Below are 15,482 nucleotides of genomic sequence, written 5' to 3' on the forward strand. Positions count from 1 at the left end.
TCTACAGGCCGAGCGACGTTGCGACGCCAGGCTCAGCCTTACGCAGTTCGGCTGCGATTTTCTTGAATGCTCTGACCTCCCCCGCTTCTAGAGCAGCGCCCTTCAATGCCAGACCGACGTCATGCCCGGCCGAGAACTTGTCGGTGATGGATCGGCCGCCGTCGGGTGTGGGCCGAGTGGACTTTCGGTAGAGATCATCTGCAAGACTGCAGACCTCATTGATCGGGCGCTCAATCATCTGCCGAAGCTGAGTCGGCACCGAGACCCGCATCTTCGCCACGTTGATGTTGAACGCCTCATCAAGATCGGTATCGAAATCGACGCTCGCCCGGGCGAGCTTGGTGTGTTCGTCAATACTGCGGATTCCGGCCCATCCGCCCCATTGCACCAGCCGCCCAGCACGATATATGTAGAGACCTTGTTGACGGTTCCATTTCAGCGGGCCGGAGAGTCGATCGAACTCAGCAAGCGAACTGAACTTGTCACGCCCAGGCAGCACGAAGCGACATAACGTAACCACACCGGCCGATGTCCCTGTATCGATCTCAAAGGACTGCTTCGGCAACTCACGGGTTTCTTTCTCTCGCCTAGCAAAAGGATCCCAGGGCTTAAGCTTCCGTCCGTTGACCGTTATAACCAGCCGTTCTCCGACCTCACCACTTAGGAACTTGTGGAAGACCATGGACAAATGGTCGGCGACCTTCCGTGGGAGAGTTTCGAACCTGCGTCTTGCCCAGCCCCCGTCGGGGTTCTTCGGCGGTAACACTCTATCCAACTTCTCCCAGATGACCACGGTTCCCGGTGCATCCTCGAGTAGGTTACGTGCACGTTCGATCACTCCGTTGCGCTCGGGCTCTACGATCAGCCAATCGTCGAACTCCGCGACGAGATCCAAATCGAGCTGCCGAGCCTGTATTACCCGACGTCCGTGCGAAGTCCTAGTTACAACGGTCATACAGCGACCCTGCGAGAGCGACGCGGTCTTGAGTCCTAGCCCGTAGCGACCGAGGTCGCCTCGACCGTACTGGCGACGGCTTCCGAATCGCATCGCCTCGGTCAAGCCATTGAGCGTCATGCCCCGTCCGTTGTCCGCAATGAAGACTTTCGACGCCTCGCCGTCAAACTCGATAAAAATGTCAACTTCCGTCGCCCCAGCCGTAATGCTGTTGTCGACTAGGTCGGCTACTGCGGAACTGAAGTCGTAGCCTATATCTCGGAGCGAGTCCGTCAGCCGGGCCGCCGAGGGAGTCACGCAAGCCGTTTTCCGTGGCACTGGGTCTCCTTTCCTTAGGAGTAAGTTCTCACGGCGGCCGCGTCAGGAGTCGTCTGACCCGCCGTACAACCCCAACTGTTCCATCCACCTCTGACGAATCTCGCGTGCAGCGTGAACGGGATCCTCGTGCTCCCAAATATGGACGGTGGTCCATCCCATTGCGGCCAGCTCGCGGTCCTTTCTACGGTCACGCTCAACATTCCCAGCAAGCTTCGATGCCCACCATGATGCGTTGTTTTTGGGTGACGACCCATGCTCTGGGCAACTGTGCCAAAAGCATCCGTCAACAAACACTGCAATCCGAGCCCTGGTAAAAGCGATGTCCGGCGTACCCGGCAGACCGCGATGGTTGACACGGAACCGGAGCCCGAGCCGATGGAGTTCCCGACGCAATGCCTTCTCTACGCCGGTGTCTTTGCGGGGCATCGTGCGCATTTGCTGACGAACCACGTCGTTCAACGGCTTGGGAGAAGCGCTCGCCCCTTGGTCTTCAGTCATCCCTACCCTGCTGACTAGATAACCGCGCGGGGGCGGGAAGCACTACATCCGCCCACGGGACACGCATGTCATCACACAAATCATGCCGTCAGAAACAGCCACCTCGCGCGCATCGTGTCTGTCACCTGTTCTAATTTGCCACGAATGACTCCACCTTTTGGCTATCGTTTCAAGACGCGTGGATCCGGCTTGAGTGGGCAGCCGTGTGGGTACCCGTGCCTCAATGTGGTACCGCCGAGTGGGAAACACGGCTGATTGTTTCTCGGCTATTCGCCGGCTTAGGACCTACCGCATGGGAGCCCTTTGCTATATACCTCGAAAGATGATGACAAAGCTGCTCAGGAGCGTCTTTAGATTGAATGTAGCCTTGCCCACGATGGGAGGGGATCCAGAGTGCCCGAATTGACGGAGCGAGAACGCAGCGTTCTTGAGAATCTCGAGCTGCTGATCCGCCAAGGGAAACCCGAAAGCGAGGCAGCGTCGACGCTGGTTCTCCTCACGAACGAGGATGCCCTGGTCGAGAAGATGGTCAACTTCCGTCACTCGGTTGCTGAGGAACGACGGAGCTTCGCTAAGAAAGAGGCGCTCTACGACCCCGAGGACATTCCACCCCCGTGGTACACGGGTCCTTCCGCACACGACATCTTCTGGCCGGCATTAAAAGGCCACCTCGAGACAGATCCTGGCTGGATCGACGCGGTGCCCAGCCTTGACGAGGCATCCACCGACATCGTCGGCCTGCTGGCCGATCCTCACAGCCAGACCATCCGTACTCGCGGGCTCGTGCTCGGCTTCGTCCAATCAGGTAAGACCGCGAACTTCACGGCAACGATTGCGAAAGCAGCGGATGCCGGGTATCGAATGTTCATCATCCTTTCCGGCGTGCATAACTCGCTGCGACGTCAGACGCAGTTGAGGATTGACGAGCATCTGGTTAATCGCAAGCCCACGCGCTGGCTACCGCTGACAGACGAGCAACGCGACTTCGGCAATCCCGTCAAGGCACTACCCCTTCTAGCTCAACCGAATCTCCGTCTGATAGCGGTAGTGAAAAAGAACGTCTCGCGTATGACTCGTCTTCGTGATTGGCTCCGCGAGGCGCACAAGCACGGGGGTCTAGATACGTGTCCGGTACTGATCATTGATGACGAGGCCGACCAAGCTAGTCCGAATGCAGCCAGGAATGCGGAACTCGACCGGACTCGAATCAACCAACGACTTATAGAGCTACTTGCACTTCCACGGGTAGCTTATATCGGTTACACGGCAACGCCGTTCGCTAATGTCCTTATCAACCCATCCGATACCGACGACATCTACCCGCGGTCTTTTGTGTACTCACTGCCGAAGCCAGAGACGTACTTCGGGTCGCGGGAACTCTTCGGAAAGCAGGTCAGCGAAGAGGAGGCGACTGATGACGACGCGCCTCACGACATGATTCGCATTGTGTCCGAGGATGAAGCGGTCAGACATTCGGTCAGCAGTCTCTTAGCGGATGGGCCTGAAGTAACACCTGCGCTGGCTGAAGCCATTAACTGGTTCCTTCTGGCAACGGCTGCGCGACGAGTCCGTACCGGCGCTGCTAAGCACTCCAGCATGCTCATCCACACAACTATGCGAGTAGATCCGCAGCTCCAATACTTGGAACCGATTCGGGGTTATGTTAAACGCCTGGGCTCCGCGCTGACGGAAGGGGACACCAAGCCTTTGCGCCAGCTTTGGGAGCGTGAAACCCAGCGTGAACCAGCTGCCCGACACAAGCTCCCGCCATTGTCGTTCGAGGATTTGACCCAAACTCTGCCGTCCGTTATCGATGAGGTGAAGGTCTTGGCCGACAACGGCCGGTCAGCCGACCGCCTCATTTACGGTGACGAACCGGCTACCGTCATTGCGGTCGGCGGCAACACTCTGTCCCGTGGTTTAACTCTAGAGGGCCTCGTATCCTCTTACTTCCTCCGTAGCGCCAGCCAATACGATTCCCTTCTCCAGATGGGGCGGTGGTTCGGCTATAGGCCCGGGTATAGCGATCTCCCTCGCATCTGGACCACCCAACAGCTGGCCGAAGATTTCGAATTCTTGGCGGACGTCGAGGACGCCATACGAAGAGAGGTCGAGCGTTACCGAACAATGGACGGCGCATCGCCGTCGAACTTGCCAGTCCGGATTCTCCTCCACCCGCGCATGCACGCCACGTCCTCATCAAAGCTCCAGTTCGCGGTAAAGGGTGATGCCTCGTTCAGTGGCCAGAGGCCGCAGACCACATACTTCGCACACCGGAATATGGCGATAATTAAGAACAACATATCCGCCGCACGCGAGCTCATCACGACGGCCGTCAGCGAGGGCATCCCACAAAACGCCGAGGAGAGCCGCGTTGTCCTCCACGATCTCCCCGCCGTTATGATTCGTAAATTCATACAGTCGTACAGCTTTCACGAGAACAGTGAACTGACTTCAGAACTCCTCATCAATTACATCGACTCGCAGCTAAAAGCAGGAGCCCTAAAGAATTGGAACCTCACGATAATGGGTCGTCAACCACCCAGCCAGCAACTGCATCTAGGCCTTACGGACCCGAGTCCTCTGATTACCCGCTCAAAACTGGCACGGAACAGTACCGGCGATCTAGCAGTTATCGGTACTTTGATGTCAAAGCCAGACCGAGTCGCGGACCTCGTGCCGGCCGCTGCCGTCAGGCCGAGCACGACCGACAAAGAGCTTCAAAAAATCCGCGACGCCGACGGACGCGGACTACTGCTTTTATACCCCATCGATAAGGACTCGAAGCCTAAAGCTGAAGCGAAGCACCGCATCTCTCTCGACGCGGCAGGCCACCTTCTCGGCGTGGCGTTCTCATTCCCGACAGCCGACCCGAATACCGAACCCGTGGATACGATTCAGGTTGATCCTGCGCTGCTCCCACAAGCTGGCGAGGAACGCTCGGAGGACGATTACGTTGATGAGGAAGGCTCAAGGGACGAAGTGGATTTGGGCGATGGCGATGGTTGAAAAGGACCTCGCTGCGGTGTGGACTGTCCTCGAAACTAATCCTCCGAAGGATGCAATCGAGACAGTCGGAACTGGATTCAATGTCGGTGCCGGTGAGCTTCTGGCCGGAATCGGAACTGAGGGACGGCGCTATCTTCTGATTCCACTCCTTCCGGGTGAGGCAGCTCGGACCGACACTCGGGGACGCGCCGTCCATTTGACACGCGTTCGGCTCGGCGAGGCGCTTTACATGGCTGTAGTTTGTCTGAATCCTGAGCTCTACAACGTCTTCACACAGTTTAGCCGTGAGCTAGTCGCCACTCTGAAAGATGCCGCTTCACCTGCAAAGGTCGCGGGGGAAGCGTTTGACAAGTGGCGGGCACTCTTCTCGGACGCCGCTCGCCATGGGGTCCTCGCCGAGGATCAGCTCGTAGGCCTATTGGGCGAATTGCTTCTGCTCCAAGCCCTCCTCGGAAGTGGAGCTTCAAGCGACCTCTCGTATTGGCGCGGCCCCAGCGGGGAGACTCACGACTTTCGCACGAACTCATATGCTTTGGAAGCTAAGACAACCTTGGTCCGAGATGGGCGTGTTGTCCCGATTTCCGGTGTGGACCAACTGGACTCACCACCCTCCACAAGCCTGTACATGGTCCATCGCAGACTTGAACGCGATCCGAACGGGTTCAACCTGCAAGATGTGCTCGCAGGCCTTAACACAGCCGGAGCGGCATCGTCGAGTTTAGGAGCCGCCCTTAACGATGCGGGTGTGAACCTGAACGATCTCGCTCCCTACGAGCCACATCGCTTTCGCACAGCGGAAACCCGCACATACGCTGTCGATAATCCCTCGTTCCCGCGGATCACACGCAGTTCCTTCAAGATTGGCGACATTCCGCCAGGAACTCTAAGGATTTCGTACTCGATCGATCTGACCAACGAGCCGCCATCACCGCTAACTAGCGAAGATGCTGAGGCTCTGATCCAAGCTATCGCTACGGAGGCTACGAATGGAATGGGTACCTGAGTCCTACCCACCCGCAGGAGGATTGGCCGCCGTCGGGTTCTACAAGCTCCTAGGACGTCCGAGACTTGACCCACTTACTGTCCTAGTCCGAGAGACTGCCCAGAATAGTTGGGATGCGCGTCTTCCGAATAATCAACCTGTCGGTTTCTCGATCGAGGGTTGGTTCCACACCGACGAGGAACGCGATGGACTTCGTAATGAAATCTTCGTTGATGCGCGAAAGGCTAAGGGGACTAACCTCCACGACGTTCTCAGTAGGAAGCCGCTCGTTGGCTTGTACATCTCCGATCGAAACACAAAAGGGCTGAGCGGCCCACTCCAAGCGGACGAGGCGGACCCAGACAACACCTACGACTGGGTGGACTTCGTCCTCAATGTAGGTAAGGCGAATACGCAGGGGCATACGGGAGGTACGTACGGCTTTGGAAAAACCATCTCGTACGTAGTGTCTGCTGCAAACGCAGTCGTAATTCACTCACGTACCCGGTACATGGGACGCGAACAATCCCGCTTGATCGCATGTGCTATTGGCGAAGAGTTCACCCGCAATCGCCGGCTCTACACCGGCAGGCACTGGTGGGGCGAACGCGACGAAGACACGCCGCTTCCAATCACGGGGCGGGTCGCAGACCAGCTTGCGGAATGCATTGGAATGCCACTCTTCGCACCAGGAGAAACGGGTACCAACATCCTCATAGTCGCTCCTGACTTCGGTGGGCGTAGACCGGAACTAGCAATGCGTTTCATCGCAGAATCGGTTACATGGCATCTGTGGCCCAAAATGATTGAGCGCAAGGGGAAACGCCCAATGAACATTGATGTTTCCTGGAACGGGGACGCGGTGGAGATTGCCAGTCCGGAGCATCGACCACCGTTGCAGGGCTTCGCACAGGCATTTCGAGCCATCATGGATGACGGCCGAGGTGACGATTTGCCAGTTGGTATGCGAATAGACACTATTCGAGCACAAAGGCCAGCTACTGTAATCGGCAAGCTTGCCACAGTTCCACTCGTTCATCGGGAGCGGGCCGAAGTCGAAGATGGTTCCGATCCCAGTGATCCGGAAGCGCCAGCCCCAGCTGCAGCGATAACGGGAGTCAGCCACCATATTGCTCTCATGCGCACGCCGGAACTCGTGATTGACTATCTGGAGGGCCCGGCGCCGCCGGAAGGTGGCACGGAGTGGGCAGGGGTGTTCCGAGCTGAGGATGAGCACGACGCTTACTTCGCCGCCGCGGAGCCGCCAACACACGACTCGTGGATTCCTGCCTTGCTGCCAAAAAGCAGGGGACGAACCATAGTCAACGTAGGGCTCCGAGAGATCCGACTAGCCCTGGATAGGCGGTGGGCTCCTCGTCCACGGCATCGCCACGACGATGCCTCGAGCACAGCGGTCATCGCTGATCGACTAGCGCATCTTGTGAAGTCTGTGGAAGGAAAAGGACGCGGGAAACACCATCGAGATAGCCAGCCGGGGCGGCCTGGCCCCGCCAAACCTCGTGTCGACATCGTATTTTCGGCCCCCATGGAGCTGGATAACGGCCTTGGCACACTTGCCCGCGTACGGGTGAGTCCGGCGCCGAAATCCGACGGGACACGCCTGCATGTCAACGTCGCTGCAGCGTTGGACGGAAGAGACGCCGATCGAGACCTGGACCCGCTCCTACAGCTCGTCGAGGCTCGCATTGACGGGGACGACCGGAACATGAATGGACTCAGCGAGGTGTTGACCTTTGAGCATTCAAAGCCGGTCGAGGTCGACCTGATAGTCCGACGCGGCGCTGAGACAACGGTCCTATTCGACCTAGATGCAGAGCGTGTCTGATGCGGTTACCTGTAGTTCCATTTCTAACCCCACCGAATACCGCAGTCAGTCACGGTGGCTGGTACTTCACTACTGCCGATGGCGACATACCTGTGCCCAGGGAGATGCAGCATTGGGACTACCAGACAGTCCTCGAGCTCGCAGCCGCAGTATCAGTTGATCGACGCGTTGTCACTGATGCCTGTGCGCTCGACTGGGAAAGCGAGCTCCTCGTTCTCGTTATTGCCAGATCTAGCCATACGAACATACAGGTCGAGGCTACGAGACTGCAGGTTCCCCTAAGCGACACTTTCGACCTAGCGGTCAAACTCAATTTGGATGGACGCCAGTTAGGAGGTCGTCTTTTCCTAGAAACCCTGCTTGTCTCAACGGATCCCAAACCCCTCGGACCGCTCGCGCCCCATTACCCGGGAAGCATCCTTTGGCGTACACAGCATTGGACCGACCTCGAGGGCATTGGAGCTCAGTTCCCAACAGAAAGTATCGACTTCGAACGCAGTGGACGGGACCCTCGAGCGGGTTGGGAGCTCAGAATTGATCTCAGCGACCCAGATGCTCGGTTCATGTCAGCAGCGCGGCTAGTACTCAATTCTGGACATCCCGCAATTGCCAAACTATTGAACGGCGCCAAAGATGAAGGCACAGAGCAGCTATTGCGAACTCTGAATTGGGACATTAGCCGACAGATGGTGCATTACGCTCTGCGAAACGGCGACATCGCCGCTCTAGATGTGGACGCCGAAGCTGTCTCAGTGGCCGGCGTGCTTCGCAACTTGCTCGGGGCGATATGGCCACACGAAAGTGTCGTGACATTACAGCACTGGCTTGACACAGACCCCACAAGGCTCGAACGACGCATCCAGCATCACAGCGGATTACTACAGTGATTTCCGGATCCCTTCTCTACCCTCGTCTGGGTCGAGCTGCCGCCCAGCGTATTCTGGCTGAGCGAGCCGGCGCCGAGCTGGACGAACTCTACGGTTTGGGCTCCATTGACCATCCCGATGCCGCGCCAGCTGCAACTGGCGGCCACCCAGCGCCAGCAGAGAAGTTGCTCGAGATCCAAAACGCAATTCGTGAGATAGCAAAAGCCGCCGGCTTTCCTCAACCTCTCGCTGGGTCCACTCAGCAATTCGATCGCCCCTGCGGAACAGCGCTTTTCGAGCTCATGCGTATCATCCCAGCGGACGCTGCCGATGAAGGGGTCTGGTCATTCCTGAGCGTCGTCGTCGTGCCCGAGATCGGTCCCTGGCGATTCCCGAGTCTCGCTGAGGAGCGAATTCTGGGTCGCCCGCGAAATGTACTGCGCAGGCTATGGTGGCGCGCTTGGGCCTTGGGCCCCGACCTTGTCGATGCACCGGATGGCTGCCAGCCGTTGGGTGAGGACGAGTCGGTCGCCATCATGGAGAGGCCTTCATTAGGAGGCAACCGCCGGTCAGCTCGCGCACTGCGAGATGCGCTATGGCGCGCCGAGAAAAATGGGCTGACGGTCCCCCGGTCAGAATTGATGCGTCAGCTAGCAAGACGTCTCAGAGCTGCTCGGTCGCACATCTCCCTTGATGCCCTGGAGGAAACCCAGCTGGTGCACTTACTTAACCGACTGACACAGGAATCGATAGATGACCTTGCCCATCAACGAGTGAAATCGCCACGCCGCAAGTGACGCTTCAGGATGGCGTTGATTTTTCTGTGCGGCAGAGGAAAACTTCCGCGATGAGCTTCATCAGTTCACCGGACATGTGCCGGTCGAACTGCAGAACTTGCGCAGTCGTACCATCTTTCGCATAGGTTTCGAGCTGGAGGATTCTGCCGGCCTCGAGTGTTTCCGCGTAGAACCACCCGCATTTGTGATGAGCTCGAATTCGAGCCGTCCGATCACTTCTGTACTCGAAAGACGTAACTAACGACACAATGCCCCTTCCAGCAAGGAGTTCCGCCGGAGTAAAACACACCAGAGTCAGCGGGGATGTCCTCGTACGTTGGACGCGCGGAACTCGCTGTCTAAAGCTAATCGTTCTGGGCAGATTTCTTGGCGGTTTGGCCCCGTTATCACGCACTCGGTCAACGCGCGGTCGACCGCGCTTGCTGCGGACGGTGTCGTATGTAACCCGACCTCGAGCCCGCCCTGCGCAAGGTCATGGCCGGCTTCTTCGAACTCGTCGGCCACCAGATCGACGAAGTCGAACGCATCCAGCAGCGCTGCGCCCAACGCGTCAAACGCTTCACCGCCTTCGGCACCATGGAACAGAGCCGCGGCATCGCCCGCCAACTCAACGACGCCCTCGGCGCCGCCCGCGCGCTGCTCAAGTCCAGCTTCACCGACTCCCGCCTCGACATCGACGTCCCGCTGGCCCGCCACGCCGTCACTTCCGTTGGCGCCCTGAGCTTCAAGATCGGCGACCTGTCCCACCCGAAGCCCGCCAAACCCGCCGACGGCGACGTCGACCTCACCAGCTTCGCCGCCCTCACCACCCAAGTCGACGCCCCCGCCATGTCGGCCATGCTCAACGACGCGCTGCGCGACGGGCCCGTGTCGCTGCCCGACGCCGTTGCCATGCCCGACACCGCCTACCTCGGCCACGTCATCGTGCTGTGGTCCTGGGCGCTCAGCCAGCCCCAAACCCCCACATCCGACCACGACACCGAATCCAGCGTCGTGCGCTTCCACTCCCTGGACGGCCGTGACCGCGAAATCGCCGTCCTTCGACTGACATTCACCGCACCACTAGCCGCTCGGACCGCCATGGCACAGGCCCGCGCGGGGGTCGTCGCGCCGAATCTCGCGCACATTGGGCAGACTCGGGGTGTGGCGGAGTTGGTGATCGCGCGCAACCCGGATGAGAATTCGCGGCTGCCGTATCTGCTGCGGCTGCCGCAGCCCGGCGGTGACCTGGTGTTTCGCACGTCGGGGACGTGGCCGCGGGTCAAGGCGCTGTACTGCCACCCGGTCGGCCTCGACGAGTGGCCCGCCGACGCGGAGATCGTCGAACGCCTCGAACTGCGCTCGTGTCAGCGCCGCGGTGCGGCCATCGACGTGATCGTGCAGCGGGCCCGCGAAAACCGCTCGCAGCTGGTCTTCACCACCGCACGCGGCCGCGACGCCGTCTTCTGGCAGGCGCCGCGCACCCGCAAGCAGGCCCGTCCGAACGTGCGCACCCCGACCGCCCGCGCCCAGGGCATCGACGAGCTGCAGATCGTGATCGACTCCCACGAGCGCTACGCCTACCGGTTCGGCACCCAGCAGGTCAGCACCGTGCAGCGGGCGCTGCCGTGCGGCGACTACGGTCTGGTGGTCGACGGGCAGTTGGTCGCCAGCGTGGAACGCAAATCCCTGGCCGATCTGGTCTCCAGCCTGACCAGCGGCAAGCTGCGCTATCAGGTCGCCGATCTGGCCGCGCTGCCGCGTGCGGCCGTCGTGGTGGAGGACCGCTACTCACAGGTGTTCAAGCTCGACTGGGTCCGTCCCGCCGTGGTCACCGACGCGCTGGCCGAACTGCAGATCCGCTGGCCCAACGTGCCGATCGTGTTCTGCGAGACCCGCCAGCTCGCCGAGGAATGGACCTACCGCTTCCTCGCCGCCGCCCACGCCTGGACGACCACCGAACACGCTGCGCTGCAACGCATCTCACCGGCCACCGTCGACGTCAGTCAGGCAGCCGCACCACCAGGACCCAGCACCGCCGAAGTCCGCGCCTGGGCCCGCACCGCCGGGCTCGCGGTTCCCGACCGCGGTCGGCTCCGCCCCGACATCTGGCAGGCCTGGCACGACGCCAACGACCCTAGCTGACCCGGTGCGCCGCGCGGAACCGCTCGAGGTACGCCGGCCAGTCCCAGGTGGACAGGAACTCGGTAGTCGCCGAATACCCCTTCTCGTACAGTGTTTCGGCGTCCTGACGGGTGATGCCGAAATCGAGCACACCGACATCGGTCGAGTCCACCTGGATGGTGCGCACCTTGACCCACGGCTGGCTCAGGTGCGTCTGGTCATGTCCGACCAGCATGGTGGTGATCAGGCTTTCCAGCAACGACGGCCCACCCAACGGCAACCGGCCCAGCACGGGAATCAGGTCTCCGGCCGTCGGCGCCGGCAGGTAGGGCACCACCGTCACCCCGAACGTCGGCCAGCGCGGCTCCTTGCCGTCGGGACGGTCGAAGGAATCGATCGGGAAGTTCGACAGCACACCGCCGTCGACCAACGTGCACGGTTGCCCCGCAGCGGTTCTCAACGTCACCGGCCGGTACAAAAACGGGATAGCCATCGAGGCGCGCACCGCGTCGGCGACCGGCTGCTCGTCGGGGTCCAGGCCGTAGACCCGCCGGTAGTCCCATGGCAGCCGCACGAGTTGGCCGGTCGTCAAGTCGGTCACCGTGACCACCAGCCGGTACCGTCGCTCCGGCAGCAAGTGATCGTTGTCGACGGCCAGATCCCCGAAGGTGCGCACGCCCAGGTTGTTCAGCTCACCGCGTATCCAGTCATGCGCGAAATCGCCTCGGTAGATACCGGTTTCGCGTAGCAACCCCCATGCCGTGCCCAGCACCGGGATCCGCTCGATCGGTCCGCTGTCACCGAACTTGTGATACGGCACGTTCAACGCGAGGTCGCGCAGCTGCTCGCTGGTCAGTGCATCGCGCTGCGCCGCCGCGGCCACCACCGCCCCCACCAGCGACCCCGCGGAGGTGCCCGACACCCGCCGGATCTCATAGCCCGCGTCCTCGAGCGCGCCGACCGCTCCCACCAGCCCGATGCCCTTCACCCCGCCGCCGGACAACACGAGATCCGCACGGCCCGGGGGTGGCGTCGCAGTCATGGGTCCAGCCTGACACGAGATGCTGACATCAGATCCAGAGCCTCACCGCGATCAAGCACGAACGCAGCTGCGGGCGAGCGCCGAGGTGCCGGCCAGCGTCTGAGGCCTAGCGTCGTCGCGTCGAGTCCATCTAGGCCGACGCTTTGGCTGGTTTCAGGCCGGCGAATCGACCATTGTGTCGGTCTCGAGGTGGGCGTGAGTGGAGCCGACCGGGGCGTGAGGCCCACCGAAGTGGTCGCCTGGTAAGACGTTGACCAGCGACGACCTTTTAAACGCGGCAGTGTCTGCTGCCGGTACCGGTGGCACTCGCGCTTTAAACGGAGGTTGTAGGTGCGTATACAACCTATAACTCAAACGCATTTTTGTTATAGCTTGTCGGTGTGGACCCAACCAAGTTTGTAGCTCCCCATTGGGGGAGAGCGGTATCGACGGGTGGATCTGCTGCCTACCACGCATTCGTACCGGCATTTGTTCCGAAAGAACTAACGCTGGATCCCCACACCATCATGCTCATGTCAGAGGCAGACGCTGCATTGGGGAGGTTGGCCGGCGCCGGGAGACTTTTGCCTGACCCACATCTGCTTGTGAACGCCTACATCACACGAGAAGCCGTTGCCAGCTCGCGGATCGAAGGGACGCAGGCTTCAGTAACGGAAGTGTTTGACGCCGAGGTCACCGATCGGTCGCCGCGGGAGGATGTTCAGGAAGTTCGCAACTACATCCAAGCTCTCAGGCATGGCTTGCGCAGGATGGACGAGGGCTTCCCGATCTCGCTGCGTCTAATTCGCGAGATGCACAAGCTCCTACTAACCGGCGTTCGCGGCCAGGAACGAACACCGGGCGAGTTTCGCCAGAGTCAGAACTGGATCTCGTCTCCCGACAATCAGCCGAGGACGGCACGGTTCGTCCCTCCCACTGTTGAAGAGATGTGGAAGGCGCTAGACGACTGGGAGAAGTACCTCCACGATGAACAGCCCAAGCTACCGTTGCTGATTCGGTGCGCGCTTCTTCACTACCAGTTTGAAACGATTCACCCGTTCCTGGATGGAAATGGCCGTCTTGGACGGCTTTTCATCATCCTCTATCTTGTGAGCCTCGGACGTCTGCCTACTCCGTTGCTCTACATCTCCAGCTACTTCGACCAACGCAAAGACGATTACTACGACAGATTGCAATTGGTCCGCGAGCGTGGCGAGATTGACGAATGGCTGGACTTTTTCCTGTCCGGCATTGCCGGTCAAGCAACTGATGCGGTGAGTCGTGCCGAAGAGTTGGCTGATCTCAGAGAGCAGTACAGACTGCGGCTGCAGGGAAGTCGCAGTCGCGCCATCGAGGTAGCCGACTTACTGTTCGCTAACCCGATCATGACCGTGCGGGCTGTTCAAAGTGCGTTGGGTGTAAGTCAGCCTGGGGCCACAAAACTACTCAGGGCGCTTACTGCCGAAGGAATCGTCCGCGAGGTCGGCGAGGGTCCCGGTACCCGTCATCGATGGTTCGCTGAGGACGTCTTGCGGGTCCTCGATCCGTAACCCAACGCCGACGGATGCCGCAACCTGGCGCTACGGCGACTCCAACACCGTCGTCGCAGGCGCCTGAACGGAACCTCCACTGCTGCTGCCGCTTCCACTTCCACTCGACGGCATCTGCGGAACCACCGGCGCGGGGGCAGGGGCAGGGGCTGGCGCGGGCGCGGGCGCTGGAGCAGGCGCGGGTGCTGGCGCAACAGTAGGCGGCGGCGTGTAGGTCGGCACCACCTGCGTCGTCGGCGGCTCAGGCGTAGGTGTGACCGGCGAATCCGGGATCGTCGGCTCCACGGTGGGCGCCTCGGTCGTCGTCGGCGCAATTTCCGTCGTCGTCGGCACCGTCTCCGTCGTAGTCGGCACCGTCTCCGTCGTCGTCGGCGTTGCCGTGGTCGTCGGCGTCGCAGTAGTAGTGGGCGTCGCGGTGGTCGTCGGCGTCACGGACGTCGTCACCGTCGTCGTCCACGTCGGCAGCGTCGGGAACGGATTGAACGGCGGCGGAATGACCGGCACCGGAACCACCGGCGCGTTCGGTGCCGGCGGCGGAGCGGGCGCCGGCACGGGCACCTGCGGCGCCGGAACCTGCGGCACCACCCGGTTCGGCCCCCGGTTCACCCGCACATCGGTCCCCCGCGGCGCCTGCGGCGCCGGCGACACCACCGCGACCGGCAACGCCACCGGATCCGGCTCATGCGGCACCTGCGGCAGGTAACGCCCGGGCACCGTGTCCGCCTGCGTCTGCGGCGGGGGCGGCGGCTGCGCGGACACATCGGCGACCGGCCGCACCGCGATCGCCACCGACGCCGCCAGCGTCGCGAAGCTGACCACCACGAACCCCAGCGCACTGCCCATCAGCAGCGTCCGCGGCGGCGGCGCCGGAATCATCGAGGTGTAGGCCTCTTCGTCCTCCAGCTCCGGAACGAACTCCTCCAACGAATCCAACGGCAGCTCATACTCGCCCGGCTCCTCCTGCGAGTAGGCCAGCTGCGGCCCGACCACGGCAGGATCCGCCGTCGGCGCCATCTGCGTCGCCTCACCGGCCGCCTGCCCCATCTGCGTTGCGTCGTCGGCCACCGGCGCCATCTGCGTCGCCGCACCCGCCGGGAACCCGGCGGCCGGCGTCAGCGCCGCACCCCGCGCGGTCGCGAACTCGTCGTCCGCGCCGGCACTGCCGGCCAGCGCATCGGCCTCCGGCACCACCTCGACGTTGGCCACCCCGGCATCCGACACCGTCTGGCGCAGCGCCTGGGCCGCCTCGGCGTCGGGCAGACAGATCCGCGTCGCGGCCACCCGGTTGCCCGAGTCGGCCACCGCCCGGTACGTGCCCACGATCGTGTCGGCGAGATCGGTCATCGCGTCATCGGGCAGATCCAGCGCGTACTGGTCATAGACCTGCGCGTCCGCGGCGCCGACCATCGCCAGCCGCGCGACCCGCCCGGTCACCGCCACCCCGAGGACTACGTCCACCAGTTCACCCTCGCCAATCTCGTCCCTGCCACAACGGTCCAAAGTTACCCTTCGCGTCTCGCTTGTGTGACGACGCAAA

The 15,482-nt window shown here is 61.3% G+C and carries 9 protein-coding genes and 1 pseudogene; 6 read left to right on the forward strand and 4 right to left on the reverse strand.

The window, feature by feature from the left end; all coding sequences use genetic code 11:
• Position 1: 1 nt before the first annotated feature.
• Both ABQF13_RS07695 and ABQF13_RS07700 read right to left on the reverse strand, forming a co-directional pair.
• On the reverse strand, positions 2–1,273 hold the full coding sequence (locus ABQF13_RS07695; RefSeq protein WP_448392148.1) for an ATP-binding protein: 1,272 nt from the start codon (positions 1,271–1,273) through the stop codon (positions 2–4).
• Between the two features lie 42 nt (positions 1,274–1,315).
• A complete protein-coding gene (locus ABQF13_RS07700; RefSeq protein ID WP_448392149.1) occupies positions 1,316–1,771 on the reverse strand; it encodes a very short patch repair endonuclease in 456 nt (151 codons plus the stop codon).
• A gap of 393 nt (positions 1,772–2,164) precedes the next feature.
• On the opposite strand from ABQF13_RS07700, the gene ABQF13_RS07705 reads away from it, so the two are divergent.
• The 5 genes and pseudogenes from ABQF13_RS07705 (at position 2,165) to ABQF13_RS07725 (ending at position 11,395) form a co-directional block, all read left to right on the forward strand.
• Positions 2,165–4,780, forward strand: coding sequence for a Z1 domain-containing protein (locus ABQF13_RS07705; RefSeq protein WP_448392150.1), 2,616 nt, complete (start codon positions 2,165–2,167; stop codon positions 4,778–4,780).
• Positions 4,767–5,783 (forward strand): PD-(D/E)XK motif protein, encoded by a 1,017-nt coding sequence (locus ABQF13_RS07710; protein WP_448392151.1) that lies wholly within the window; start codon positions 4,767–4,769, stop codon positions 5,781–5,783. Before ABQF13_RS07705 ends, ABQF13_RS07710 begins: the two co-directional genes overlap by 14 nt.
• Positions 5,767–7,608 carry a hypothetical protein gene (locus tag ABQF13_RS07715; RefSeq protein ID WP_448392152.1) on the forward strand — a complete coding sequence of 614 codons (1,842 nt, stop codon included), beginning with the start codon at positions 5,767–5,769 and terminating at the stop codon, positions 7,606–7,608. The genes ABQF13_RS07710 and ABQF13_RS07715 overlap by 17 nt, the downstream gene beginning before the upstream one ends.
• 2,107 nt (positions 7,609–9,715) lie before the next feature.
• Positions 9,716–10,336: pseudogene (locus ABQF13_RS07720) on the forward strand (DUF3375 family protein); the annotation flags it as partial.
• A gap of 78 nt (positions 10,337–10,414) precedes the next feature.
• Positions 10,415–11,395 (forward strand): ERCC4 domain-containing protein, encoded by a 981-nt coding sequence (locus ABQF13_RS07725; RefSeq protein ID WP_448392657.1) that lies wholly within the window; start codon positions 10,415–10,417, stop codon positions 11,393–11,395.
• On the opposite strand, the gene ABQF13_RS07730 is transcribed toward ABQF13_RS07725, so the two are convergent.
• Positions 11,388–12,416, reverse strand: a complete 1,029-nt coding sequence (locus ABQF13_RS07730; RefSeq protein ID WP_448392153.1) for a patatin-like phospholipase family protein — start codon at positions 12,414–12,416, stop codon at positions 11,388–11,390. The genes ABQF13_RS07725 and ABQF13_RS07730 overlap by 8 nt on opposite strands.
• A gap of 380 nt (positions 12,417–12,796) precedes the next feature.
• On the opposite strand from ABQF13_RS07730, the gene ABQF13_RS07735 reads away from it, so the two are divergent.
• A complete protein-coding gene (locus ABQF13_RS07735; protein WP_448392154.1) occupies positions 12,797–13,945 on the forward strand; it encodes a Fic family protein in 1,149 nt (382 codons plus the stop codon).
• Between the two features lie 30 nt (positions 13,946–13,975).
• On the opposite strand, the gene ABQF13_RS07740 is transcribed toward ABQF13_RS07735, so the two are convergent.
• Positions 13,976–15,403 (reverse strand): DUF7159 family protein, encoded by a 1,428-nt coding sequence (locus ABQF13_RS07740; RefSeq protein WP_448392155.1) that lies wholly within the window; start codon positions 15,401–15,403, stop codon positions 13,976–13,978.
• Positions 15,404–15,482: the final 79 nt, after the last annotated feature.

The organism is Mycolicibacterium sp. XJ879, assembly GCF_053483935.1.